Origin of the sequence: Streptomyces sp. NPDC059718 (assembly GCF_042733315.1) — a bacterium.
GTDB lineage: Bacteria > Actinomycetota > Actinomycetes > Streptomycetales > Streptomycetaceae > Actinacidiphila.
The window spans coordinates 8,839-33,905 of record NZ_JBHWGA010000007.1; the positions used below are offsets into that span (position 1 = coordinate 8,839).

Annotated in this window: 20 protein-coding genes; 3 read left to right on the forward strand and 17 right to left on the reverse strand. The window is 72.4% G+C overall.

The genetic code is table 11. The annotated features are described in order from the left end of the window. Positions 1–85: 85 nt before the first annotated feature. Complete coding sequence (locus ACFV3E_RS10395) at positions 86–763, reverse strand: potassium channel family protein (protein ID WP_499514519.1); 678 nt, start codon at positions 761–763, stop codon at positions 86–88. Positions 764–848: 85 nt separating this feature from the next. Further along, entirely contained in the window at positions 849–1,517 is a 669-nt protein-coding gene (locus ACFV3E_RS10400; protein ID WP_026251763.1) for a potassium channel family protein, read from the reverse strand. Between the two features lie 137 nt (positions 1,518–1,654). Between ACFV3E_RS10400 and ACFV3E_RS10405 the strand changes: the two genes are divergently transcribed. The 3 genes from ACFV3E_RS10405 to ACFV3E_RS10415 all read left to right on the forward strand — a co-directional run bounded on the left by ACFV3E_RS10405 (position 1,655) and on the right by ACFV3E_RS10415 (position 6,408). Beyond that, positions 1,655–3,706 (forward strand): APC family permease, encoded by a 2,052-nt coding sequence (locus tag ACFV3E_RS10405; RefSeq protein WP_500534279.1) that lies wholly within the window; start codon positions 1,655–1,657, stop codon positions 3,704–3,706. Between the two features lie 77 nt (positions 3,707–3,783). Next, the gene (locus tag ACFV3E_RS10410) at positions 3,784–5,136 is read left to right on the forward strand and encodes a class I SAM-dependent RNA methyltransferase (protein ID WP_500534280.1); all 1,353 of its coding nucleotides are present in this window, start codon (positions 3,784–3,786) and stop codon (positions 5,134–5,136) included. Between the two features lie 519 nt (positions 5,137–5,655). Continuing rightward, on the forward strand, positions 5,656–6,408 hold the full coding sequence (locus ACFV3E_RS10415) for a phosphatase PAP2 family protein (RefSeq protein ID WP_500534281.1): 753 nt from the start codon (positions 5,656–5,658) through the stop codon (positions 6,406–6,408). Between the two features lie 7 nt (positions 6,409–6,415). On the opposite strand, the gene ACFV3E_RS10420 is transcribed toward ACFV3E_RS10415, so the two are convergent. From ACFV3E_RS10420 to ACFV3E_RS10490, 15 genes are read right to left on the reverse strand one after another with little or no spacing between them, the layout of a single operon-like run. After that, entirely contained in the window at positions 6,416–7,750 is a 1,335-nt protein-coding gene (locus ACFV3E_RS10420; RefSeq protein WP_500534282.1) for a glutamate-1-semialdehyde 2,1-aminomutase, read from the reverse strand. A 7-nt stretch (positions 7,751–7,757) separates the two neighbouring features. Further along, positions 7,758–8,309, reverse strand: coding sequence for a dTDP-4-dehydrorhamnose 3,5-epimerase (gene rfbC / locus ACFV3E_RS10425; RefSeq protein ID WP_500365593.1), 552 nt, complete (start codon positions 8,307–8,309; stop codon positions 7,758–7,760). Then, positions 8,306–9,556, reverse strand: a complete 1,251-nt coding sequence (locus tag ACFV3E_RS10430) for a polysaccharide pyruvyl transferase family protein (RefSeq protein WP_500534283.1) — start codon at positions 9,554–9,556, stop codon at positions 8,306–8,308. Before ACFV3E_RS10430 ends, rfbC begins: the two co-directional genes overlap by 4 nt. Further along, positions 9,553–10,500 (reverse strand): glycosyltransferase family 2 protein, encoded by a 948-nt coding sequence (locus tag ACFV3E_RS10435; RefSeq protein WP_500534284.1) that lies wholly within the window; start codon positions 10,498–10,500, stop codon positions 9,553–9,555. The genes ACFV3E_RS10430 and ACFV3E_RS10435 overlap by 4 nt, the downstream gene beginning before the upstream one ends. Next, entirely contained in the window at positions 10,497–11,804 is a 1,308-nt protein-coding gene (locus ACFV3E_RS10440; RefSeq protein ID WP_500534285.1) for a hypothetical protein, read from the reverse strand. The genes ACFV3E_RS10435 and ACFV3E_RS10440 overlap by 4 nt, the downstream gene beginning before the upstream one ends. Further along, a complete protein-coding gene (locus ACFV3E_RS10445; protein WP_500534286.1) occupies positions 11,801–13,084 on the reverse strand; it encodes a DUF4910 domain-containing protein in 1,284 nt (427 codons plus the stop codon). Before ACFV3E_RS10445 ends, ACFV3E_RS10440 begins: the two co-directional genes overlap by 4 nt. Beyond that, on the reverse strand, positions 13,072–14,097 hold the full coding sequence (locus ACFV3E_RS10450) for an NAD-dependent epimerase/dehydratase family protein (protein ID WP_500534287.1): 1,026 nt from the start codon (positions 14,095–14,097) through the stop codon (positions 13,072–13,074). Before ACFV3E_RS10450 ends, ACFV3E_RS10445 begins: the two co-directional genes overlap by 13 nt. A 3-nt stretch (positions 14,098–14,100) precedes the next feature. Beyond that, entirely contained in the window at positions 14,101–14,748 is a 648-nt protein-coding gene (locus ACFV3E_RS10455) for a PIG-L deacetylase family protein (RefSeq protein WP_500534288.1), read from the reverse strand. Continuing rightward, positions 14,745–15,539, reverse strand: a complete 795-nt coding sequence (locus ACFV3E_RS10460) for a sugar phosphate nucleotidyltransferase (protein WP_500534289.1) — start codon at positions 15,537–15,539, stop codon at positions 14,745–14,747. The genes ACFV3E_RS10455 and ACFV3E_RS10460 overlap by 4 nt, the downstream gene beginning before the upstream one ends. After that, positions 15,536–16,771: a class I SAM-dependent methyltransferase gene (locus ACFV3E_RS10465; RefSeq protein WP_500534290.1), complete on the reverse strand. Its 1,236-nt coding sequence runs from the start codon at positions 16,769–16,771 to the stop codon at positions 15,536–15,538. Before ACFV3E_RS10465 ends, ACFV3E_RS10460 begins: the two co-directional genes overlap by 4 nt. Then, positions 16,768–18,045, reverse strand: coding sequence for a glycosyltransferase family 4 protein (locus tag ACFV3E_RS10470; protein WP_500534452.1), 1,278 nt, complete (start codon positions 18,043–18,045; stop codon positions 16,768–16,770). Before ACFV3E_RS10470 ends, ACFV3E_RS10465 begins: the two co-directional genes overlap by 4 nt. 2 nt (positions 18,046–18,047) lie before the next feature. Continuing rightward, the gene (locus ACFV3E_RS10475; RefSeq protein ID WP_500534291.1) at positions 18,048–19,352 is read right to left on the reverse strand and encodes an O-antigen ligase domain-containing protein; all 1,305 of its coding nucleotides are present in this window, start codon (positions 19,350–19,352) and stop codon (positions 18,048–18,050) included. A 1-nt stretch (position 19,353) separates the two neighbouring features. After that, on the reverse strand, positions 19,354–20,895 hold the full coding sequence (locus ACFV3E_RS10480) for a right-handed parallel beta-helix repeat-containing protein (RefSeq protein WP_500534292.1): 1,542 nt from the start codon (positions 20,893–20,895) through the stop codon (positions 19,354–19,356). An 8-nt stretch (positions 20,896–20,903) separates the two neighbouring features. Next, positions 20,904–22,868 (reverse strand): alginate lyase family protein, encoded by a 1,965-nt coding sequence (locus ACFV3E_RS10485; RefSeq protein ID WP_500534293.1) that lies wholly within the window; start codon positions 22,866–22,868, stop codon positions 20,904–20,906. Further along, a complete protein-coding gene (locus ACFV3E_RS10490) occupies positions 22,865–25,045 on the reverse strand; it encodes a bi-domain-containing oxidoreductase (protein ID WP_500534294.1) in 2,181 nt (726 codons plus the stop codon). The genes ACFV3E_RS10485 and ACFV3E_RS10490 overlap by 4 nt, the downstream gene beginning before the upstream one ends. Positions 25,046–25,067: the final 22 nt, after the last annotated feature.

The following is a 25,067-nucleotide window of genomic DNA, read 5'->3' on the forward strand; positions in this document are numbered from 1 at the left end:
GCCGCGGCGGCCCCCCCCCGGGGGGGGGCCCCAACCCCGGGGGCCCCCCCCCCCCCTCGTGCGTACGGCCTGTACGTCCTACGCCTTACGCACCGGCCTCGGCGCTGCGCACCGAGAGCAGGTCCTCCAGCTGCTCCTCGCGATGCGGGGCCGCGACGAACAGCAGCTCGTCGCCCGCCTCGAGCGCGTCGTCCTTGGACGGGGTGAGCACGCGGTGGCCGCGGATGATCGTGACCAGCGAGGTGTCCTCCGGCCAGGCGACCTCCCCGACCCGGGTGCCCACCAGCGCGGCCTCCTCCGGGAGGGTCAGCTCGACCAGGTTCGCGTCGCCCTGGCTGAAGCGCATCAGCCGGACGAGGTCGCCGACGCTCACCGCCTCCTCCACCAGCGCCGACATCAGGCGCGGGGTGGAGACGGCCACGTCCACGCCCCAGGCCTCGTTGAACAGCCACTCGTTCTTGGGGTTGTTCACCCGCGCGACGACGCGCGGGACGCCGTACTCGGTCTTGGCGAGCAGCGAGACGACCAGATTGACCTTGTCGTCGCCCGTGGCGGCGATCACCACGTTGCACCGCTGCAGCGCGGCCTCGTCCAGCGACGTGATCTCGCAGGCGTCGGCCAGCAGCCACTCGGCCTGGGGCACCCGTTCCACCGAGATCGAGGTCGGGTTCTTGTCGATCAGCAGGACCTCGTGGCCGTTCTCCAGCAGCTCACCCGCGATGGAGCGGCCGACCGCCCCGGCCCCGGCAATGGCGACCCTCACAGTGCCACCTCGCTCGCTTCTCCGCCCGCGCGGCGAAAGCGCGCCTTGTTCGTCGTCTGCGACCCGGCGGCCGCGCGTGCGTCGCTCACCGGTGCGCCTCCTCAGGGCCCTTTGCGAATGCCGCTTCGACCTGTTCGACCTCGCCCGTGCGCATCATCACGTGCACCAGGTCGCCTTCCTGCAGGACCGTCTCCGACGTGGGGAGCATCGCCTCGCCCAGCCGGGTGAGGAACGCCACGCGCACTCCGGTCTCCTCCTGGAGCCTGCTGATCTTGTGGCCCACCCAGGCGGTGTCCGTGTGCACCTCGGCGAGCTGCACACCCCCGCTCGGGTCGCGCCACAGCGGCTCCGCGCCGGACGGCAACAGGCGGCGCAGCATCTGGTCGGCCGTCCAGCGGACGGTGGCGACGGTGGGGATGCCCAGGCGCTGGTACACCTCCGCCCGCCGGGGGTCGTAGATCCGGGCGGCGACGTTCTCGATCCCGAACATCTCCCGTGCCACCCGGGCCGCGATGATGTTGGAATTGTCACCGCTGCTGACGGCCGCGAAGGCGCCCGCCTCCTCGATGCCGGCCTCGCGCAGCGTGTCCTGGTCGAATCCGACCCCGGTCACGCGGCGTCCGCTGAACCCGGAGCCCAGGCGGCGGAACGCCGTCGGGTCCTGGTCGATCACGGCCACTGTATGACCTTGCTGCTCAAGGGAGTGCGCGAGAGTGGAACCCACTCGCCCACACCCCATAATCACGACGTGCACGACCGTCCTTCCGGCTGCCAACAATTCCGGCCGATCCCCCTCAGGGTCTCAGACCGCGCCCAAAGCTACACACGCACGTAAGCCCTTGATAGGTGGGCGGGGGATCGGAAATCTTGACGATCCTCTAACATCGCGGGGTGTCCAAACTGACCGACCTTCCGAAACGGATCCTGATCGGGCGGGCGCTCCGCAGCGACAGGCTCGGAGAGACGCTCCTCCCGAAGAGGCTGGCGCTCCCCGTCTTCGCCTCCGACCCGCTGTCCTCCGTGGCGTACGCGCCCGGAGAGGTGCTCCTGGTCCTGTCGATCGCGGGAGTGTCGGCCTACCACTTCAGCCCCTGGATCGCGGTCGCGGTCGTCGTGCTGATGTTCACCGTCGTCGCCTCGTACCGGCAGAACGTGCACGCCTACCCCTCCGGCGGTGGCGACTACGAGGTCGCGACGACCAACCTCGGCCCGCGCGCCGGGCTCACCGTGGCCAGCGCGCTGCTGGTCGACTACGTCCTGACCGTGGCCGTGTCGGTCGCCTCCGGCGTGGAGAACCTCGGCTCCGCCGTGCCGTTCTTCGTCGAGCACAAGGTGCTGGGCGCCATCGGCATGATCGTCCTGCTCATGCTGATGAACCTGCGCGGCGTGCGCGAGTCGGGCACGATCTTCGCCATCCCCACCTACGCGTTCGTCTTCGGCGTCTTCTGCATGCTGGCCTGGGGGATCTTCCGGATCGCGATCGGCGACGAGATGCACGCGCCGACCGCCGGCTACACGATCAAGGCCGAGCACACCGGACTCGCGAGCTTCGCGCTCGTCTTCCTCCTGCTGCGGGCCTTCTCCTCCGGCTGTGCCGCGCTGACCGGCGTCGAGGCGATCAGCAACGGCGTGCCCGCCTTCCGGAAGCCCAAGTCCAAGAACGCCGCGACGACCCTGGCGCTGATGGGCGTCCTCGCCGTGACCATGTTCTGCGGCATCATCGCGCTCGCCCTCAACACCAACGTCCGCATGGCCGAGAACCCGGCCGCCGACCTGCTGGTGAACGGCAAGCCGGTCGGCCCCGGCTACACCCAGGACCCGGTGATCGCCCAGGTCGCCTCCGCCGTCTTCGGCGACGGGTCGATCCCCTTCATCTTCCTGGCCGGGGCCACGGCGCTGGTGCTGTTCCTGGCCGCCAACACCGCGTACAACGGCTTCCCGGTGCTCGGCTCGATCCTCGCCCAGGACCGCTACCTGCCGCGCCAGCTGCACACCCGCGGCGACCGGCTCGCCTTCAGCAACGGCATCGTGCTGCTCGCCGCCTTCGCGTGCGTGCTGGTCTACATCTACGGGGCCGACTCGACGCGGCTGATCCAGCTGTACATCGTCGGCGTCTTCGTCTCCTTCACCCTCAGCCAGATCGGCATGGTCCGGCACTGGAACCGGCACCTGGCGACCGAGACCGACCCCGCCGTGCGCCGCCACATGGTCCGCTCCCGGGCGATCAACACCTTCGGCGCCTTCTTCACCGGGCTCGTCCTCGTCGTCGTGCTGCTGACCAAGTTCACGCACGGCGCCTGGGTCGCCGTCCTCGGCATGGTCCTCTTCTACGGCATGATGACCGCCATCCGGCGCCACTACGACCGGGTCTCCAGCGAACTCGCGGCGGCCGAGGAGCGCAGTGAGGAGGAGGTCAAGCCCTCCCGCGTGCACTCCATCGTCCTGGTCTCCAAGGTGCACAAGCCCACCCTGCGGGCCCTGTCGTACGCCAAGCTCTTCCGGTCGGACACGCTGGAGGCGCTCAGCATCAACGTGGACCCGGCCGACACCAAGGCGCTGCAGGCCGAGTGGCACCGCCGCGGCATCGAGGTGCCGCTGAAGGTGCTGGACTCGCCGTACCGCGAGATCACCCGGCCGATCATCGACTACGTCAAGAGCCTGCGCCGCAGCAGCCCGCGCGACGTCGTGTCGATCTTCATCCCGGAGTACGTGGTCGGGCACTGGTACGAGCACCTGCTGCACAACCAGAGCGCGCTGCGGCTCAAGGGCCGGCTGCTGTTCACCCCCGGCGTCATGGTCACCTCCGTGCCCTGGCAGCTGGAGTCCTCCGAGCGCGCCAAGCAGCGGGCCCGCAAGGGCGCCGAGTGGAACGCGCCGGGCTCCGTGCGCCGCGGCGAGGCGGGGCCGTCCAAGCGGCACCGGGAGCCCAGCGGGCGGGCGTGAACCGGGGGCGGCGGCGGGCCGTAGACTGGTGAGCTGCCGTCCTTCCCCGCCCCCTGCCCCCAGGAGCCTGTTCCGTCATGCAGCACCGTACGAAGGCCCCTGAGGCCGACGCCCTCGTCGGCGAGCGCTACGAGGTCGAGGTCGGCCCGGTGGCGCACGGCGGCCACTGCATCGCGAGGACGGTCCTGCCGGGCCACGACCGGCCGCAGGTGATCTTCGTCCGGCACACGTTGCCCGGCGAGCGGGTCATCGCCGAGATCACCGAGGGCGGCCCGGACTCGCGCTTCCTGCGCGCCGACGCCGTGGAGGTCCTGCAGGCCTCCCCGGACCGCGTGGAGGCCCCCTGCCCGTTCTCCGGCCCCGGCAAGTGCGGCGGCTGCGACTGGCAGCACGCCGCCCCCGGCTCGCAGCGGCGGCTCAAGGTGCAGGTGATCACCGAGCAGCTGCAGCGGCTCGCCCACCTCACCCCGGAGGAGGCCGGCTGGGACGGCACCGTCGAACCCGCCCCCGGCGACAAGGTCGCCAAGGGCGAGGTCCCGGCCTGGCGCACCCGTGTCCAGTACGCCGTCGACGCCGAGGGCCACGCGGGCCTGCGCCGCCACCGCTCGCACGAGGTCGAGCGCGTCGACCGCTGCCTGATCGCCGCCCCCGGCGTCCGCGAGCTGGGCGTGGAGTCCCGCGACTGGTCCGGCATCGCCTCGGTCGAGGCCATCGCCGCCACCGGCTCCTCCGACCGCCAGGTGATCCTCACCCCGCGCCCCGGCGGCCGGCTCCCCCTGGTCGAGCTGGACCGTCCCGTCTCCGTCCTGCGCGTCGACGAGCAGGACGGCGTCCACCGCGTGCACGGCCGCGGCTTCGTGCGCGAGCGCGCGATCGACCGCACCTGGCGCGTCGGCTCCGGCGGCTTCTGGCAGGTCCACCCCCAGGCCCCCGGGCTCCTGGTCGAGGCCGTCATGCAGGGCCTCATGCCGCGCAAGGGCGAGACCGCCCTGGACCTCTACTGCGGCGTGGGCCTGTTCGCGGGCGCCCTCGCCGAGCGGGTCGGCGAGACCGGCGCCGTGCTCGGCATCGAGTCCGGCAAGCGCGCCGTGGAGGACGCCCGGCACAACCTGGCCGACTTCGACCGCGTCCGCATCGAGCAGGGCAAGGTCGAGTCCGTACTGCCCCGCACCGGGATCACCGAGGCCGACCTCGTCGTCCTCGACCCGCCCCGCACCGGCGCCGGCCGCGCCACCGTGGAGCACGTCGCCTCCCTCGGCCCCCGCCGCATCGCCTACGTCGCCTGCGACCCCGCCGCCCTCGCCCGCGACCTCGGCTACTTCGCCGCGGCCGGGTACGCCCCGCGGCGGATGCGCGCGTTCGACCTCTTCCCGATGACGCACCACGTGGAGTGCGTGGCCATCCTCGAACCGGCCCGAGAGGCCGTCTGAGCCCACAACGTGCCCCGGCGCACGTCGGGGCCCGCAGGAGGGTGACACCAATCCGAAGTTCGCCAAGTGTTGACCCGCGGACGCTCCGACGGCGGTTTGCCGCGACCGGGTTGTTGGTTAGGGTGGGCCGCACGGGCTGATGGCTCCCGCGAGGGCCACGCCGGACACGACGGGGGGTCGTTGGTGGGGAGTTGGCGCCGGCAGGAGCCGAAGGCCGGAGCGGGCCCGGAAGTCGGCCCGGCTCCGTTCGCGCTCGACGTGTTGGTCATCGTGCCCGGTCGAGCCGTGCGCAGTCCGTGCGACTGACGATCCCGGCCGTGTCGGCGGCCGGCAGCGGGCAGTTCCCGGGGGCACGGCATCACGGAAGGGGCGCGTGACGTGGCGTCGGCCCCGACGGGACGGAGAGGTGCATCGCATCCGCCGGACGGTCTGCGACGACGTGCGGGGAGTCCGGATCGACCGTCACCACGAAGGGGGCCGCGGCGCGGGACCGTGCCATCGGCCGGACGCGGTGGGCCCGTGACCCGCCGGACGGGGCCCGCGGTGCTGCCTCCTTCGCTGCGTACGTGGCTCGGGCCGATCGCGGCCCTCGCGGCGCTGATGGTCCTCGTGCTCGGGGTCCTGTATGCGGGCGACAGCGAGCCCGGCAGGGTGGACGCGCGGATCTCGGCGGCCGTGGACGGTGTGCAGGAGTCGTGGCGGAACGTCGCTCTGGCCACGGACTTCTTGGGGGAGCCCAGGGGAGCGGTGATGCTGCTCGTGGCCATCGTGACGGGCTGCCTGCTGCTTCGGCGTCCTCGCGCGGCGGTGCTCGTCGTCGCTGGCGCGGGCCTGACCGTGGGGACGACGACGCTGCTCAAGTCCGTGGTGGGACGCACCATCCACGGCGCGAACCTGTCCTATCCGAGCGGGCACACCGCCTTCGCCACCGCGCTCGCCCTCGTGGTGGCGCTGCTCGCCGCCGACCGGCTCCGCCTCGGCAGGACAGTCGGCACGTCACTCGTGCTCGCCGCGGCGCTGGTCGCCGGCGCCGCCATGGGCTGGGCGCAGGTCGCCCTGGGCGCGCACTACCCGACCGACGCCCTCGGCGGTGGGTGCACCGCGCTGGCCGTGATACCGGCGACCGCTTGGCTGGTCGACCGGATGGCCGACCGGATGGCCGACCGGATGGCCGACCGGATGGCCGACCGGCTGGCCGACCGGCTGGCCGACGGGACGGCCGATGGGGCGGCCGGCGGAAGGGCCGACGCCGGTCGGCTGGAGCAACGCTGACGCCCCGTCACGCCAGGCGGCGGAACACGGGTTTCACCGGCCGTCCGGTCAGCCAGGGGGTGGGGTCGGCGGCGTCCAGTGCCTTCCTGTACACCGCGCATGCCCGGGCCACCACGTCGACGGTGTGATCGATGTCGGCGTCGCTGAGCGCGCTGCTCACCACGAACGACGGGGCCAGCACCCCGCCGGCGAGGAGCCGGTGCAGGAACAGGGTGCGGTACTCCTGCGAGGGCTGCAGGTTCTCGTCGAGGGTGGCGAAGACCAAATTGCTGGGCCGGCCCCGGACGACGATATGGTCGCCGACGCCCATGGCGGCCGCGGCGTCGCGGACACCGGCGGCCAACCGCTCGCCCAGGGTGTGCAGCCGCGCGGTGACGCCCTCTTCGACGTAGGTGGTGAGCACGGCCATCGCGGCTGCAAGGGAGTGCGTTTCCGCACCATGCGTGGTGGACAGGAGGAACACCCGGTCGCCGGAGTGCCGCAGCCCGCCCCGCTCCATCAGATCGCGGCGCCCGGCCAGTGCGGAGACGGCGAATCCGTTGCCCAGCGCCTTGCCGAACGTGGAGAGGTCGGGGACGACGCCGTACAGGCCCTGGGCGCCCGCCTCGGACCAGCGGAAGCCGGTGATCATCTCATCGAAGATCAGTACGCAGCCGTGCCGGTCGGCCAGCTCGCGCAGGCCGGCGAGGTACCCCGGCGGCGGCTCGGTGTGGGTGGCGGGTTCGAGGATCAGACAGGCGACCTCGTCCCGGTACCGGGTGAGCAGCTCCTCCGTGGCGGCCAGGTCCCCGTAAGGGAACGCCACGGTGAGCTCGTTGGACGCCGCCGGGACACCGGCGGACATCGGCGTGGTGCCGATGAACCAGTCGTCGACGGAGAAGAAGGGATGGTCGGCGCAGAGGGCCACCCGCGGGCGCCCGGTGGCGGCGCGGGCGAGGCGCACCGCGGCGGTGGTGGCGTCCGAGCCGTTCTTCGCGAACTTCACCATCTCGGCGGTCGGCACCGTGGCCAGGAAGCGTTCCGCGGCTTCGACCTCCACGATGGACGGCCGGACGAAGTTGCTGCCGCGGCCGAGTTCCCGCCGCACGGCCTCGACCACACGTGGGTGGGCGTGGCCGAGGCTGACCGACCGCAGGCCGGAGCCGTACTCGACGTACCGGTTGCCGTCGACGTCCCACACGTGGGCACCCTGGCCGTGGCTGATGACCGGGGCCAGGTTCTCGGGGTACTGGTCGTCGCCCTTGGCGTAGGTGTGCGCGCCCCCGGGGATCATGGCGTGCAGCCGCTCGTTCGCCATCCGCGACCGGGGCAGGAGCAACTCTTCGGTGTCTTCGGTGTACACGCCGACCTCAACCTTCCTGGTGCTTGAGGACCTCGGCGAGGCTCGGCGCCTCCCGGTCCCGCTGGGACATCGATGTGACCGGCAGCGGCCAGGCGATGGCGAGCTCCGGGTCGTCGAAGGCGATCGTCACGTCCTCGGCCGGATCGTGCGGGCGGTCGATCCGGTACGAGGTGTCGGCGGTGTCGGTCAGCGCCTGGAAGCCGTGCGCGCACCCCGCCGGGATGTACAGGGTCACCTGCGTCTCGCCGGACAGCTCGAAGGTGGCCCGGTTGCGGTACGTCGGCGAGTCCGGCCGCAGGTCCACGACGACGTCGAAGATCCTCCCGTACGAGCACCGCACCAGCTTGGCCTCGCCGGCACCGGAGCGCAGGTGCAGGCCGCGCAGTACGCCCCGGACCGAGCGGGACAGGCTGTCCTGGATGAAGGCGTCCGGGTCGAGGCCCACCGAGCGGACCACGTCGGCGTCGAAGGTGCGGCAGAAGAAGCCGCGTTCGTCGGCGTACGGCGTCGGTTCGAAGAGGTACGCGCCGGTGATCTCCGGGACTTGGGTCGCCTTCATGGGGCCTTCCGCGAGGTGTGGGCGTGGTCGGCCGCAGGGAACAGGGCCGCGGTCAAGGAGTGGAACTGGTGCTGGAGTCGCAAGGCGGCGGCCAGGTTCCGCTCGGTGAGGGTCCGCCGCAGCTCGGCCGAACGCTTCTCCAGCGCACGGAACTGCTCGAGCAGCCGGTCGGCGTCGACCTCGCGCGCCGGGTGGCAGTACGCGCCGAGGCCCATCTCCGCCATGAGCGCGTCGCTCTTCGCCGCGTAGCTGAGGGCGAGCACCGGCGTACCGGTCTTCAGCGCGCAGATCAGGTTGTGGTAGCGGACCGCCACCACGGTGTCGGCAGCCGCCATCTCCTTCATCAGGTCGGCCAGTGAGGACGGCTCGGCGGCGGTGACCAGCGGCGAGTCCACCGCGTCGAGGATCGCGGCGACCACCGACGTGTCGCACTCGTCACCGGTGAGCAGCCGGACGGCCCGGTCCTCCTCGACCAGCGCGCGGACGAACCGGATCGTCCCGTCGAGGTAGCGCCGGTGTATCTCGTCTGCCCGGGCACGATCGTCGTTGCCGCCGTGGAAGTCCATGACGCCGACGCAGACCGGGCCCTGCGGCGCCGACGGGACGGAGAGCTTGTCGGGTCCGCCCGACCGTGGCGCCGGGAGGGCGAACGCGAGGTCCGGGTAGACCTCGTCGCGCGCGGTGTCCACGCCCATCGCCCGCATCGCGTCGCGGGACTGCGCGTCCCGGTACGACCGGTAGGCGGCCAGCCGCGCCGACCAGCGCACCAGGGCCCGGGTCGGCCGGTCGCCGATCGTCGCGGCGCCGACGCTGACCAGCGCCACCCGGGTGCGCAGCAGCCGGCCACTGGCGCAGAGCAGGAACAGCGAGTACGGGAAGCCCCACGGCCGCAGCGGCAGCGTGGCCTCCAGGACGCCCATGCCCGGGACGATCACCACGTCGTGCCGGCGCACCCAGGCGGCGGTGCGGAAGACGTCGACGAGTTTGCCCAGGCCCTTCCCCGCGACCGCGCCCGCACGCGAGGCGGTCAGGTACTCCCCGCGGTACCAGTGCAGCCGCGTCGCGGGGATCCCGAACCGGGTCGTCACGGCCTCGGGTCCGCCGCACAGCGCGTCCACGACCGCCTCGGGGTGTTCGGCGCGGAGGTACCCGAGCACGGCCTCGAGCGATCCGTCGTTGCCGAGGTTGCCGGAGCCGAGCAGGCCGAACACCCCGACGCGCACCGGTGCCCCGGCCGCGGCCGTCATGTCCGCCTCCCCTCACGGCCGGCGACGAGGGCGTCGACGGAGACGGTGAGCAGACCCGGGTCGACCGGGGCGCGGTCCTCGACCCGCTCGCCGGCGCCCGGCCGGACCCGGCTGGTCATCCATGCGGCCAGGTGGCGGTAGCAGGCACGCCGGTCGGCCGCGGACAACGGCGCGCGCCGGATCGCCGAGGCGAAGCCCCAGACGTACTCGGCGAGCAGCCGGGGCGTCGGGTGCAGCAGGCCTGCCCGGCGCGGGTCCAGGTTGACGCACCGGGAGCGCTTGGAAGGGTTCGCCCGCTCGGCGCGGGTGGGGTGGTCGCGGCGGAAGTACAGCAGCTCCGGCACCTGGTGGAAGGGCCCGTGCAGGCCGATCTCGCTGACGAACGTGCGGTCCGCGTGGTGGTAGCTGTCGTGCGGCTTCACCCGGCGCAGCACGTCGGCACGCATCACCCCGTAGAAGTCGTCGCCGCCGGGCTCGAACAGCATGCTGCGGAATCGCTCCGGCGCGTGCGGCGAGCCGGTGGCGAGCGTGTACTCGTACGGGACCTTCACCTTGCCGTCGGCGTCGATGACCGCCTGGTCGGCGTGCGCCAGGATCACGTCCGGCCGTTCGTCGAGCGCCTCCACGCAGCGCCGCAGCAGGTCCCGGGCGTACAGGTCGTCGTGCGAGGCCCACTTGAACAGCTCGCCGCGGCACTCGGTGAACACATGGTTGTGGTTCGGCGCGGCGCCGATGTTCCGGGGCAGCCGGAGGTACCGGATGCGCGAGTCCCGCGCGGCGTACTTGCGGCAGATCTCCTGGGTTCCGTCGGTCGAGGCGTTGTCGGAGATGACGAGCTCGAAGTCCTCGTAGGTCTGGCCGAGCAGGGCGTCGAGCGACTCGGCCAGGTACTCCTCGCCGTTGTACACGGGCAGGCCTATGCTCAGCCTGGGTTGGGCGGTCATGAGGTCCTCACTTCGGGGATGGGATCGCGGTGGTGCTCGCGCAGGGCGGAGCGCAGTTGCAGCCACCACACGGCCGAGCTGCAGACGGTCGCGGCGGCGACGCCCCAGGCCGAGCCGACCGTGCCGGCGGCGGCCGCCCCGCCGAGCCCGCCGCCGGCGTAGCAGGCGGAGGCGAACAGCTGGCAGCGCAGGCTGCGCCGGGCCGCGCCGAGCGCGCGCAGTCCGGCCGCCGCGCCGGTGCCCAGGCCCGCGCCCGCGACGCCGAGGGTGACCGGCACGATGAGCTCCGAGGCGGAGTGCCAGACGCCGCCGAGCATCAGCTCGCCGAGCCGGCCGGGCATCAGCAGCAGCGCCGAGCCCCAGAGCAGAGCGGCGGCGGCCTGCCCCCCGCCCAGCAGGAGGCAGAACGTGCCGAGCCGGTGCGGGGCCCTCCGTAGCACCCGGGCCGCCTCCGGGACGGTGACCAGCGAAAGCCCCATGAGCACCGCCAGGAACGGGCCGAGCAGGAGCTCTGCGCCCCGCACCGCACCCACCGCGCTCACCCCGACGATCGCGCCGAGCCCGTACGCCCGCAGCTGGCTCGCACCGCTGAGGCTGACGTTCTCGACCAGGTACCGGTAGCCGAGGTCGCGCTGCTCGCGGAGCCACCCGCGCGCCTCGGTCAGCCGGGGCCGGATGCCGGACTGGAGGTAGCCGTACCCGGCCGCCACCGTGGCGGACGCGCCCCAGGCGAGCACGAAGGCCGCCACGCTGCCCGCACGGGCCGCCACCACCATGGCCGGGACGAGGGCGACACCCCACACGACGTCGTTGACGAACGCCTTCCGCCCGGTGCCGGCGGCGAAGAACGAGAACCGCCAGGCGTCCTGGAGCAGCAGCCCCGGCAGCACGACACCAAGGGCGGCGAACGCGGGCCCCACCCGGCCGCCGAGGCCGAGCCCGGCCACCAGGCACGCCGCGCCGATGGCCGCACCGACGCCGAGTGCGGTACCCGTCGACCGGGCCACCGCCCCGCGCCAGGACGCGTCCGGCACGCCGCTGAAGCGCACCACGAGCGGATCGGTGGCCAGCCCGCGGGAGACGTTGAGAACCACGCCGTACGTCACCCAGGCGAGGCTGAACACGCCGAACGCGGTCACCCCCAGCGAGCGGGCGACGTAGACGCCCACCACGAAGTTGCTCACGCTGGAGGCCGCCTGGTCGGCCAGTCCCCAGGACAGCCGGCCGACCAGGGCCCGTCTGGCGGACCCGGCCGGTGCCGCCGTCGTCCGCGGATTCTCCCCCTCGGTGGTCATCGGTGTCATGCCTTGATCAGCCCGGCGTCGTGCAGGGCGCCGGCCGCGGCGGCGACGGCGTCGAACGGCAGCCCGGACCGCTCGGCGACGTCCAGCAGACTGCGCTCGCCGTCGGAGAGGCTGAGCACCCAGAGCATGGCCATCTGGGCCTGCTGCGCGTCGCTGCGGCCGCCGAGCGAGTCGTACAACCCGCGCCGGCCCAGCTGTGGCTCGCCGTAGGGGCTGAGGTTGACGTACCGCCGGTTGCGGTCGAGCACGGCGAACGCCTCGCGGCAGACCGCGAGGGTGTCCGCCATCGCCTGCGGGGAGACAAAGTCCGGGTTGTCCGCCGAGGTGTGGTACTCGGGGTACCCGGCGTACGGGGTCCGGCTGAGCGATCCCACGCCGAGGTCGAACCCGGGCGAGCAGTACTGCCGCTCGTCGTAGCCGTACGGGGTGAACTCCTTGACGTGGTGCGGGCGTTCGGAGGCGGTCAGGACATGTCGCATCACCCGGTCGATCTCCGCGTCGCCGCGTCTGCTCTGCTTGTACGTCAGCCGGCCCGGGTCGCCGGCGCAGGCCAGTACGAGCCCGTGCTTGACCCGGTCCACCCGCTCCGCATTACGGGCCAGCCAGGTGATCGCCCCGATGGTGCCGGGCGCGTAGATGAACCGGTAGGTGTAGTACGGCGTCTCCTGTGCCAGCGCGCGGGCCAGGAACGTCGCCACCGCGATGCCGGCGAGGTTGTCGTTGGCCAGCGACGGGTGGCAGACGTGGCAGGAGACGATCACCTCGTCGGGGACCTGCCCGGGGACCACGTGCTCGGCGTAGGTGAGGTGACCGTCGGCGAGCGTGGAGTCGATACGGACCTCGTACTCGCCGTCCGGCAGCCCGTCCAGGGTCTCCTGCGCCAGGCAGAATCCCCATTCCGGCTTGTAGTAGCTGGTGCGGTACGGCACCCAGGCCGGGTGCTCCGGCAGGGTGTGCAGATGCGACCGCAGCTCGGCCAGCGGCATGGTCGCCGACACCGGCACGCTGTAGCCGAGCACGTGCAGGCTCGACGCGGCGAAGTCGACGACCCGGTTGCCGCCGGCGTCGGCGACGTACGCGTCACGGATGTTCCACTCCTGCGGCACCGTCCAGTCGAGCACCTGCGTCCCGGTCGGCACCTCGTGCACCTGCAGCGGGACGTACTCGCCGACGATCTCCAGGGTGGCGCGCACACCGTCGCCGGTGATGCTCCGGCACAGCGGGTACAGCCGCTCCACCAGCGCGTGCATCTCCTCGCCGACTGCGGTCATCGGCGCCACCGCAGGGTGTCGTCGACCTCGCCGGCGCCGGACGCCGCGCGCAGTACGGCGAGCCGGGTGAAGCGCTGCTCGAAGTCCTCCCGGGTCAGGTCGAACTTCCGGTAGGCGTCGGCGAGTTCGAGCGCGCCCTGCTTCACCGTCCACGCGCAGTCGAAGCCGGGGATCGCGGCGCGGAACCGGGAGAAGTCCACCCGGTACGACCGCGGATCGGCACCGGTCTCGCCCGTGATCACCACCTTCGCGCCGGACACCGCCTCGGCGACCTGCTCGGCGATCTCGGCGACCGTGACGTTGTTGACCTCGCTGCCGATGTTGAACGCGCGGTCGTGCACCGCCTCGCGCGGCGCGGTCAGCGCGGCCGTGAAGGCCCGTGCGATGTCGGCGGCGTGCACCAGCGGGCGCCAGGGGGTGCCGTCGGAGAGCACGAGGACCTCGCCGGACAGGAGTGCGTGGCCCACCAGGTTGTTCAGCACGATGTCGGCGCGCAGCCGGGGCGAGTAGCCGAAGGCGGTGGCGTTGCGCATGAACACCGGGGTGAAGTCGCCGTCGGCCAGCTCGTGCAGGTCGTCCTCCACGCGCACCTTGGACTCCGCGTACGGCGTCACCGGGCGCAGCGAGGCGTCCTCGGTCACCAGGTCGTCACCGCCGGCGGCGCCGTAGACGGAGCAGGTCGACGCGTACAGGAAGCGCCGCACCCCGGCGTCGCGGGCCAGCCGGGCCAGGTGCACGGAGGCCTGGTGGTTGATGTCGTAGGTGAGTTCCGGCGCCAGCGATCCCAGCGGGTCGTTGGAGAGCGCGGCCAGGTGGATCACGGCGTCCACCCCGGCCACGTGGTCGGCCGTGACGTCGCGCAGGTCCACCCGGTGCCCCGGCGGGTCCGCGGGCGCCGGGCCCAGCACGCAGTCGGCGAACAGGCCGGCGTCGAGACCGACGACCTCGTGCCCGGCGGCCGCCAGGACCGGGGCCATCACGGTGCCCAGGTAGCCCTGGTGTCCGGTCAGCAGTACGCGCAAGGTTCATTCCCCCAGGTCGAGAGTGAGTTTGGTGACGGCGAACGCCTCGGCGTAGCGCGCGTGGCATTCGATGCCCCGGATCCGCGCAAGGCCGAGGAAGGCCTCCCGGTCGTACCAGGGCCGGTGCCGCTGCGAGGGGTAGTGCTCCTGCAGCAGCCGCACCTTCTGTTCGGCGGTCTCCGGCGACAGCGGCTGGTACGCCGACGGACGGCCGAGGTCGCCGTCCCACTTGACGATCTCGTAGCCGAGCACGAGGTGGTCGCGGAACGCGGTGGGCAGCAACCGCGCCAGGCCGCGGTGGTCCTGGTGCGCGTCATCGGTACGCGGCGCGAGGACCAGATCCGGCTCGGTCCGCTCGCGCAGCTCCTCGACCGCGGCCTTGGCCTCCTCCCAGTGCGCGGGCAGCCGGCCGTCCGGCAGCTTGAGCACGGTCAGCCGCAGGTCGGCACCGGGGCAGAAGGCGGCGAGCGCGGCCTGCTCCTCCTGCTCCCGCTCGCTGCCGCCGCCGGAGAGCACCAGCGCGTCGACGCGGATGCCCGGCCGCGCGCGGCACAGGGTCAGCAGCGTGCCGCCGGCGCCGATGGCGATGTCGTCGCAGTGCGCGCCCACCGCGACGATCCGGTCCGGGCGCCCGGCGCTGAGCCGGATCATGCGGTCCTCATTCCGGCGCCCTGTTCCCACACGGCCCACGGGCGGTCGCCCCTGGCGTAGGCGTCGTCGAGCGCGGCCCGCTCCTTCACGGTGTCGGTCGGCTTCCAGAAGCCGCGGTGCCGGTGCGCCACCAGCCGGCCGCGCTTGGCCAGTTGGGCGCATCCGTCGGCGACCAGGTCCCCGTTCTCCGGTATGTGGTCGAAGACCTCCTGGCGGAGCACGAAGTAGCCGCCGTTCTCCCACATCGGCAGGTCGCTCACCGCGGTGATGCCCCCCACCAGGCCGTCCTCGCCCAACTCCACGCAGTGGAACGAGGACTGGGGTGGCACCACCATCATCGACGCCCCTGCGTCGCGCCCGGCGAACCGGTCGACCATCTCCGGCAGCGGGGCGTCGGTGAGCACGTCGGCGTAGTTGGCGAGGAACATCTCGTCACCGTCCAGGTGGTGCCGCACCCGGCGCAGCCGCTCCCCGATCGGGGACTCGATGCCGGTCTGCGCGAACGTGATCGTCCAGTCGGCGATGTCGGTGGACAGCAGCTCGGTCCTGCCGCCCCGCAGCACGAAGTCGTTGGACGTCGTCTCCTCGTAGTTGAGGAAGAAGTTCTTGATGTGGTGCGCCCCGTACCCGAGGCACAGGATGAACTCCTTGTGCCCGAAGTGCGCGTAGTAGCGCATGACGTGCCAGATCAGCGGACGCGGGCCGACCATCGCCATCGGCTTGGGCACGTCGTCGGAGACGCCGTTGCGCATCCGCATCCCGTAACCGCCGCAGAACAGGACGACCTTCATGACTCGACCTCGACAATGCTCAGTTCCGGGATGGGAAAGACAAGGCGGCCGCCCCAGTCGTGCACGAAGGACAGCTGCTCGACCAGCTCGGCCCGCAGGTTCCACGGGAGGACGAGGACGTAGTCGGGTTCGTCTGCGGCTATCTGCTCGGGCGGCAGGATCGGGATGCGGGTGCCCGGGGTGAATCTGCCGTGCTTGTAGGGGTTGCGGTCGACCGTGTACGCGAGCAGGTCGGGCCGGATGCCGCAGTGGTTGAGCAGGGTGTTGCCCTTGCCCGGGGCGCCGTAGCCGACGACCGTCTCGCCGCGTTCGGCCGCCTCGATGAGGAACCGCAGGAGGTCCCGGCGCACCTTGGCCACCCGGGCGGAGAACTCGGTGTACCCCGACAGCTCCTGCAGCCCGGCGGCCTTCTCCCGGGCCAGCACGTCGGCCACCCGCTGCGTCGGCTCGCCGGCCACCTCGGACGGCCGGGCCCACAGCCGGATCGAGCCGCCGTGCGTGGGCAGCAGCTCGACGTCCACGAGCGTGAGTCCGCCGCTGGCCAGCGCCCGGATCGCGGACGCGACCGTGTAGTACTGGAAGTGCTCGTGGTAGATCGTGTCGTACTGGTTCTCCTCGATCAGGGTCAGCAGGTGCTGCACCTCGATGGAGACCCAGCCGTCGTCGGCGACCAGGGCGCGCAGCCCCTGGGTGAACCCGACGACGTCGGGGATGTGCGCGTACACGTTGTTGGCCACGACCAGGTCCGCCGGGCCGTGCTCCGCGCGGACGGCCGCGCCGGTCTGCGGGCTCAGGAACTCCGTGAGCGTGGGTACGCCCGCGTCCCGCGCCGCGCCGCCGACGTTCACCGACGGCTCGATGCCGAGGCAGCGGATCCCCCGGTCCACCACGTGCCTCAGCAGGTACCCGTCGTTGCTCGCGACCTCGACCACGAAGGCTTCGGGGCCGAGACCCAGCCGCTGCACGGCGCCGGCGACGAACGTGCGCGCGTGCTCCACCCAGGAGGTGGAGTAGGAGGAGAAGTACGCGTACTCCTTGAACGTCTCCTCCGGCGTGATCAGCGGCGGGATCTGCGCGAGCCAGCAGTCGGTGCAGACCCGCAGGTGCAGCGGGTACGCCGGTTCCGGCCGGTCGAGTTGGTCCGCGGCGAGGAAGCTCTCGCACGGCGGGGTCGCCCCCAGGTCGACGACGCTCGCCAGCGCCGTCGAGCCGCAGAGTCGGCATCGTGTCATCTACTGCCCCCATCCCTGCCCGCGCGGGTGTCCCCACCGCGAGCCAGCGTTTCCGTTCCTACCGGCGGCGCACTGTCCCCGCCGCCGGACCGACCCGCGATCGCGGCTCGGTACCCCTCCACCAGACGCTCCAGCCCGACGGCCGGACTGAAACCCTGCTCGTAACGGCGCCGGGCCGCCCGGCCCATCTCCCGGTTGCCGGACGGATCGGCCGTGATCCGGCGCAGGCACGACGCGAGCGAGGCGGCCTCGCCCGGCTGGTGCAGCAGCCCGGTCACCCCGTCCTCGACGAGTTCGACGAAGGCGCCGTGACCGGCCGCGACGGTCGGGACCCCCGCCGCCATGGCTTCCGCGACCACCAGGCCGAACGTCTCCAGGGCCATCGAGGGAGCCACCACGGCGACCGACCGCGCGACGGCCTGCCGGCACTCTGCCGGGTCAAGCAGGCCGACGTACCGCACGTCGTCCCGGCCCGCCGCCCAGGCGGTCACCTCTCGCTCCAGCGGCCCCGCGCCCGCGATCATGAGCGGTACGCCCACACCGCCGCTCGCTGCGATCTCGTCCCACGCGGCCATGAGCAGGCGCACGCCCTTGCTCTCCGCAAGCCGGCCGAGAAAGAGCAGTTGCTCGCCGACGCCGGCTCGGCAGGCGCCCGGGTCGGGCACGAAGTTGTGCTTCACCGCCAGCCGCTCGGGCGGCATGCCGGACCGCACCAGGACGTCGCGCTGGGCCGCGGAGATGCAGAAGAACCGGTCCACGCCGGACCACCACCGCCGCCGGTTGACCGACAGGCTGACCGCGAGCGGCACCGTCGCCAGCCGGGAGTTCCGGTAGCAGCCGTGCCGGACGGCGGGCAGCGGCGCCGCCGACCCGACGCACTCGGTGCACAGCCGGCCGTCCCGCTGCAGCGTGCCGGGCGGGCAGACCTGGGTGTAGTTGTGCAGCGTGGCGACGGCGGGCACGCCGGCGTCGGCGCAGGCGGCCAGCACCGCGGGCGACAGGAGCGGGAAGACGTTGTGGACGTGCACCACGTCCGGCCGCTCGGCGCGGAGCCGGGCGGCGAGCTCCGTGCGGACCGCAGGGTTCCACGGCACCAGCAGCGGCACCGCGACCTTGCCCAGCAGGGACCGGGCGGCGATGTCGTCGCTGCGGCGCTCGAACACCTCGACCCGGTGGCCGGCTTCGCGCAGCAGTCCCACCTCCTCATCGACGACCCTGTTCTCCCCGCTCGGCTGCGCCGAGGAGTAGCGGTTGTGCACCACGAGGACGTGCATGCTCACGTCACCTCCGATCTCTGGGCCCATCGCGGGACACGTCGTCGAGGGGCTGCAGGAGCCGGGAGAGGCGTGGTCGCGGCAGGTGCCGTCAGCAGCGAGGCGGCCAGGGCCAGATGCAGCAGATACGGTGAGGCGTCGCCCAGCCCGGCCTCGGTGTACGACGAGATCGCGACGTAGCTGATCAGGAAGATCGCGCAGGCCCTCGGCAGCGACGGCGGCCGCAGCAACGCGACACCGCCCAGCACGAGGATGAACGCCGCCACGAGGGTGACGCCGATCAGACCCTGCTCGTTGTAGACGGCCAGCCAGCTGTTGTCGATCGGCAGCCCGCCGAACGACTTGTCGCCCAGACCCATGCCGAACAACTTCTCCGCGGTCGTCCGGGGCGCTGCCAGCAGGGCGTCCCAGACCTTGGCCCGACCGGTGAGACTGGTGAAGTTCTCCTGGCTCTGTCCGCGCAGGAACCACGCCCGTAGCGCGGCGGCGAACCCCACCGCGGCCACCGCGGCGCACAGCACCGCCCAGGCGAAGAACCGGCGGGCGGCGGCGCTGGTCAGGACGAGCGAGCCGATCGCCAACGCCAACCCGAGGAGCAGGCCGACCGTGGCCGTCCGCGTATGGGTCAACGCGAGCAGGACGAGTGACGGCACGATGATCATCGCCGCGCTTGCCCTGTCGGTCCGGCGGCCCATCAGGAGCAGCACGGTCAGCCCGATGATCACCGCGGCGTACTGTCCGATCTGCGGCGGGGTGAGCGGCCACAACGCGCCGACCAGTCGCCCGCCGTAGAGCTCGGGCATGGCCGCACCCGGTGAGATGACCAGGCCGGCCATCACCAACGCGAGCACCGCGAAGTACATCCGGATGTGGTAGCGGACGAACGTCAGGCTGCCGTCCCACCAGCGGCTGAGCAGCCACAGTGTGCCGACGAAGAGAGCGAGCCGGGCGCAGCGGAACAGCGCGCCGAACCCTGACGCCAGGTCCGCGCTGGAGATCAAGCTCGGCACCAGCAGCAGGGTGAGCAGGAGCACGAAGGCGCTGGGCCGGATGCGCAGCCGGAGATTGAGCGTGAGCGCCAGCGCGAACGCGGCGACCAGCGCACCCATGGTGGCCATCTGGATGAGGGAGCGGGGCAGCGGGATGATGGTCTTCGCCCCGGCGGAGCCGAGCGTGTTGAGGACCAGCAGGCCCCAGACCACCCCGACGGTCTTCGGCGTGCCGGCAGGGCGCGGTTCGGCGCCGGGCCGCGTGCCCGCCGCGGCCGGTCCGCCCGGCGGCCCACCGGGCGTCATGTCCCCGCCCATCTCAACCACCGGCCCGTGGGCGGAAGGTGCTGCCCGTGTCCTGCCGGTACGGCGTGCCCTGCCACTGCAGGACGTCCAGCGTCCGGCTCGGGTCGTGGGCGACGAAGCTCCACGGCCCGACGTAGACGTTGCGGTGCCAGCGGTTGTGCTGCTTGTCGGTGATCGCCTCGGCCACCCGTTCGCCCTGGTACGGCGACCAGTCCGGATAGGTGCCGTAGTTGGACAGCACCGCCATGCGGCCGCACTGCACCGTGCACCCGACGACGGACGCGTCCAGCATGAAGCGGTTGTCGTGGATGTCCACCCGCTGGGTCTTCCACCGGCAGTCGTCGTAGAGCGGTGCGGTGGCGATCGCCGGCTGTGCGCAGCGGTCGATGTCCGGCACCAGCAAGGTGCATTCACCGGCCGAGGTGTTGGCCGGGCTGTTGCAGAACCGGTCGGCGTTCTCCCACAGGGTGATCCCGGACCAGTTGTCCGTCAGTACGTTCCGATAGATTTCGATCTTGTCCGTGCGGGCCCGGATCCGTGGCTCGCCGCCGGACTCGGACAGGTAGATGGTCGCGAACGGGAAGCTGTCGCCGGCTTCGGCGGATGTGCGGCCCTCGACCCAGTTGTTCCGCCGGATCGTGTTGTTCCGGATGACCGCGTTGTAGCTGGTCTCGTAGATCAGCGCGGCACCGTCGTTGGCCTCGAGCACGTTGTTCTCGATGCGGAAGTCGTTGTTGTTGTTGTCCGCCCACAACCCGGCGCCGCGGTTGTCGTGCACCCAGTTGCCGCGGACGTCGGCGCCGTTGACGGCCCAGAACTTGATGCCACCGGTGCAGCCGCAGCCCGGCCGCTGCTTCTCCCAGTCGTCGGTGTTGTTGCCCACGATCTCGTTGCCCTCGACCACCAGGTCGCGGATGGTGTCACCGGTCTTGTACGCGTTCATTCCGTATTGCCCGTTGTCGCGCAGGCAGTTGGCCCGGACCTGTTGGCGGGCACCGGCCATCAGCCCGGCGCCGGAGTTGTTCTGGATCGTCGCGTGCTCGATCACCCACCCGTCGGCCATGTCGTGGTTGACCACGCCTTCGTCGTGCGGCGCGACGAAACGCTGCACGGTCAGATAGCTGATGGTGACGTCGGGGGCAGTGCCGCTGAACGCGTAGTTGTTGGTCTTCCGGCCGTCGAGCACCGCGCCCGGCGCGCCGAGGTAGCGGTTCCCCTTCTTGGCGATGACCTGGGCGTAGCGGTCCTTGTCGAGCGTGTGCGTGCCCGGTCGAAGCCAGAACGTGGTGCCCGGAGGGCTGTTCTCGGTCTTCTCGGCCAGGTCACCGACCACCCCGGGGTCGACCGTCACCGCGCCCGCCGGCGCCTTCGCCGGCCCGGCCGCGGGCTTGGCGCACACCCGGGCCACGGACTTGGAGGGCGCTCCGGACGTGGAGGGCGCACGCGTCGGCTTCGCCCGGGCGTCGTCCGGCGTGCTCGTACAGGCGGTCGCCGCCAGCAGGGCCAGCGCCAGCGGTGCCGCCGGCCACGCCCGGTGCCTCCACTTGAATCCCACGCGTCCCCCTAGCCGCGGAACCTGAGTACGGTGGTGAACTCCCCCGAGAGCGCAGCGCCGTCGGCGGAGCCGGTGCCGACCAGCGTCGTGGCGGGTTCCTTGCGCCCGAAGCCGGCGGAGTACCAGCCCAGCGGCGGGTCGCTCTCGCCGCGGTGCGCCCGCCAGCGCAGCTGCCCGGGCAGGTCGAGCACCGCGGAGCGGCCCTCGCCGTCCCGGGTCCAGGTGAGCACCGCCCGGTTCTCCACCAGGTCCGCGGCGATCGCCGGGCCGAGGTGGAACGCCAGCTGCACGGCGGTCCGCCGCGGGCCGCGCACCTCGTCGACCACCCGCAGCTCCCGGCTCGCGGCGGTCAGCTCCACCCGGCGGCGGTGCACGGAGCGCTGGTAGCCGTCGTGCTCCGCGCACCAGCGCACCGTCCCCCCTTCCGAGGCGCCGGACGTGTCCGCGACCAGGACGCGGCTGCGGGCATGCCGGGTCCACAGGAACGGGCCGCCGGAGACGGACTGGTCGCCGCCGTCCAGCTGCAGGGTGTTGTGGCCGAGGGTCGAGCGGAAGTACCGCCGCCACTCGGGTTGCCCGTGGTAGCAGAACGTCCCGGGGTCGGCGAGCACGTCGACCCCGTCGTGCCGGACCTCGACGGACAGCGCGTCCGCGTGGGCGTGCGCGGCGATGGACAGGAAGCCGTGCGGACCGCCGTCGCAGCGGCACCAGATCTCCCCCGGACCGCGCAGGATGGTGAGCCCCGCGTCGGCGAGGTGGTCCGGCCGGCTTGCCGGGCGGGTCACGGCCGGTGCGCCGGGTCGGATGAGCGCGGCCAGCAGCGGGGTGCGTACGTCGGTACCGGTCACCGCGGGCCACCAGGCGAGCCGGCCGAACACGGCCTCCCCGGTCGCCAGCAGCGAGGCCCAGCGGTCGGTGCCCGCGCCGTCCACGACCAGACCGTGCCCGTCGTCCGCGTCCCCCTGACGCGGCGGCCGCAGCCGGCTGTCCACGACGGCCGCGAGCGCGTCGGTCATCCGCAGCAGCACCAGCCGGATGGACGCGGGGACCGGCACGCCGGCGGCGTCCGCCTCGGCCACCGCGGCCAGGCCGAGTTCCAGCACGAGTCCGTGGTACTCGGTGGCCAGCTCGCGGTTGAGGCCGGACTCGAAGGTGTTGCTCCTCAGGTGCCGTTCCAGCGACCGCACCGCGCCTGCCCGCCAGCGCGCCGAGGAGGGGAACCACCCGAACGCGCAGGCCGCGGCGAACTGCCCGGCGGCCTCGGCGACGACGTGGTTGTTCGCGGAGGACCCCCGGCTGGGGAAGGCGGCCAGCCAGCGCTGGTGGTGCCAGATCTGCCGGAGCGCCACCGGGTTGTCCTCGAACAGCCCGGCCGCGCCCGGCCAGCCGTCGAGCAGCCGGCGGATCCACACCCAGGACAGCAGCCGGATGCCCAGCTCGATGCCGCTGATCCAGTGCACCGAGCGCAGCGGCGGGTTGGCCGCCCACCACGACCGCAGGTGCTCGGCCACCCGCTCGGCGTACCGGTCGTTGCCGGTGATCGCGTAGGCGACGGCGAGCACGGTCAGGTACTGGTGCCGGGACGGCTCCCAGATCTGCTTGATGTCCCCGACCGCGTCCTCGCTCCGGTACGGCACGTCGAAGGCGTAACCCGACGGGGCCCGGCGCCCGGTCTTCGGGTCGTACCACCAGTCCGGGTCGGCGAGGTCGTCGCGCTCCACACCGAAGAACTCGGCGTGCCCGTCCATCAGCCGGTCCGCCTGGGCGATGAGGCGCTTCGCCGCGTCCGGTGGCACCGCGGCGATCGTCCCGGCGGGCAGGACCGCGGTGAACCGGGCGCCGGTCACGCCCGGGCCGTCGGGCAGCGCCGACCGCCACCGCCGCCTGCGCACCGCGTCGCCCATCCGGCCGCCGACCTCGCGCGGTCCCATCCGGGACAGCCGCCGCAGGTACCAGCCCGCGGTCATGGTCATCGCGCCCTCGCCAACGTCACCGGCGCGCCGCCGGCCAGGCCGGCCTGCACGGCGAGGGTGGCCGCCGTGGTGGCGACCAGCGACTCCAGCGGCACCGGCATCGGTCCGCCGGTCCGCACTGCCTTGACGAACGCGGCCAGCTCGGCGGACTGGCCCTTGTCCCGGGCCTTGGGCAGCCGCGAACTGACCCACCGCTTGCGGCCGTAGACCGAGGCACGGACGAAGTCGTCGAGCCGCAGCACCCTGCCGTCCGCGACGAGGTCCAGCGTCTCCTTGGGGAAGCTGGGCGCGCCGGTGGTGACGTAGCTGATGGTGGCGGTCGACCCGTCCGGGTAGTGCAGCACGACCTGCAGGTCCTCGTTGCCGGACGTGGCGACCGCGTACACCGACACCGGGTCGGCGTCGAGCAGCCAGCTCGCCGTGTCGATGAAGTGGCCGCCCTCGCCGGCGAAGCGCGAGCCCTCGGTGCCCTGCTGGAGGTACCAGCTCCCGTGCTGCAGCCGGCCCGCGTTGACCAGGTAGCGCAGGCTCGCCGGACCGGTCCGGCCGCCGAACCGCTTCTTGGCCTCCTGCAGCAGCGGCGCGAACCGGCGGTTGAAGCCCACCTGCAGCCGGTCGTTGCCGGATTCCTCGACCGCCGCGAGCACGTCCGCCAGCTCGTCCCCGGTGAGTGCCAACGGCTTCTCCACGAACACCGTCTTGCCGGCCAGCAGCGCCCTTCGGGTCAGTTCGGCGTGCGAGCTGTGCCGGGTGACGACGAACACCGCGTCGATGGACGTGTCGCCGAGCACGGCGTCGAGATCCGTGGTCGCCTGCGCGAAGCCGAACTTCCGCTGCGCGTTGGCCGCGGACAGCGCCGTCGTGGTGACGACCGTGGACAGCTCGACGCCGTCGCGCTGTGCCAGGTGCGGCAGCAGCATCGACGTCGCGTAGTTCCCCGCGCCGACGAACGCGAGCCGCACCGGAGCCTTGGCGGACCGGGCCGGGACGGAGACTCCTTCGTCGCGTCGCACCGCGGGCACGGCCACCGCCGGGGCCTGCGCCTCTCGCGCGTGTTCGGGGTAGCGGAACAGCACGGCCACGGCCTTCAGGTCGCCGTCCTTCAGGCTCCGGTACGTCTCGACGGCGTCATCGAAGTCGGCGACGTGGGAGACCAAGGGCTCCACGTCGACGGCGCCGCGGGCGAGGAGATCGAGGAAGCACGCCAGGTTGCGGCGCTCGGTCCAGCGCACGTAGCCGATCGGGTAGTCCCGCCCCTCGAGCTCGTACGACGGGTCGTAGCGCCCGGGGCCGTAGGAGCGGGAGAACCGGACGTCGAGCTCCTTCTCGTAGTACGCGTTCCACGGCAGGTCCAGGCGGCACTTGCCGATGTCGACGACCCGGCCGCGGTCCCGGCTCAGCCGCGCGGCCAGCTCGACGGGCTGGTTGCTGCCGCCGCCGGCGGCCAGGTACACCTGGTCCACGCCGTGACCGCCGGTGAGTTCGGCGACGGCGGCTTCCACGGCCGCGGACGAGGGATCGCCGCAGGCCGCGGCGCCCAGGCGCTCGGCGAGCTCGCAGCGCGCCGGATCGGGGTCGACCCCGACGACGCGGACCCCCGAGGCGGTCAGGAGCTGCACCACCAGCTGCCCGATCAGCCCGAGGCCGATGACCAGCGCCACCTCGCCGAGCTGCGGCTCGCCTTGGCGGACGCCCTGCATCGCGATCGACCCGACGGTGCCGAAGGCCGCGTGCCGCGGCGCGAGGCCGTCCGGCACCGGGGCGTAGAGGTTCTTGGGAACCCAGTTCAGTTCGGCGTGCAGCGCGTGCTCGTTGCCGGCGCAGGCCACGAGGTCGCCGACCTTCACGTCGTCGATCCCGCTGCCGACCTGCTCGACCACCCCGCACAGCGAGTAGCCCAGCGGGGTGTAGGAGTCCAGCTTGCCCATCACCTTGCGGTAGGTGGCGGGCACCCCGTTGGTGGCCACGCTCTGCATGACCTTGGCGACCTGGTCCGGCCGCGAACGGGCCTTGCCCAGCATCGACATGCCCGCCTCGGACACCTTCATGAGCTCGGTCCCGGTGGAGATCAGCGAGTAGGCGGTCCTGACCAGCACACCGCCCGGCTTGCACCCCGGCTCCGGCACGTCGAGCACCGCCAGCTCGCCGCTCTTGTAGTTCTGCACAACCTGCTTCACCCGAAGTCCCCTTGTTTCTACG

Excerpts from the sequence above, each read along its gene's own strand:
- ACFV3E_RS10470 (WP_500534452.1), bottom strand. The coding sequence starts at position 18,045 with ATGCACGTCCTCGTGGTGCACAACCGCTACTCCTCGGCGCAGCCGAGC.
- ACFV3E_RS10455 (WP_500534288.1), bottom strand. The coding sequence starts at position 14,748 with ATGATCCGGCTCAGCGCCGGGCGCCCGGACCGGATCGTCGCGGTGGGC.
- ACFV3E_RS10435 (WP_500534284.1), bottom strand. The coding sequence starts at position 10,500 with ATGACCGCCCAACCCAGGCTGAGCATAGGCCTGCCCGTGTACAACGGC.
- rfbC (WP_500365593.1), bottom strand. The coding sequence starts at position 8,309 with ATGAAGGCGACCCAAGTCCCGGAGATCACCGGCGCGTACCTCTTCGAA.
- ACFV3E_RS10410 (WP_500534280.1), top strand. The coding sequence starts at position 3,784 with ATGCAGCACCGTACGAAGGCCCCTGAGGCCGACGCCCTCGTCGGCGAG.
- ACFV3E_RS10440 (WP_500534285.1), bottom strand. The coding sequence starts at position 11,804 with ATGACACCGATGACCACCGAGGGGGAGAATCCGCGGACGACGGCGGCA.
- ACFV3E_RS10485 (WP_500534293.1), bottom strand. The coding sequence starts at position 22,868 with ATGACCATGACCGCGGGCTGGTACCTGCGGCGGCTGTCCCGGATGGGA.
- ACFV3E_RS10430 (WP_500534283.1), bottom strand. The coding sequence starts at position 9,556 with ATGACGGCCGCGGCCGGGGCACCGGTGCGCGTCGGGGTGTTCGGCCTG.
- ACFV3E_RS10475 (WP_500534291.1), bottom strand. The coding sequence starts at position 19,352 with ATGGGCGGGGACATGACGCCCGGTGGGCCGCCGGGCGGACCGGCCGCG.
- ACFV3E_RS10465 (WP_500534290.1), bottom strand. The coding sequence starts at position 16,771 with ATGACACGATGCCGACTCTGCGGCTCGACGGCGCTGGCGAGCGTCGTC.
- ACFV3E_RS10460 (WP_500534289.1), bottom strand. The coding sequence starts at position 15,539 with ATGAAGGTCGTCCTGTTCTGCGGCGGTTACGGGATGCGGATGCGCAAC.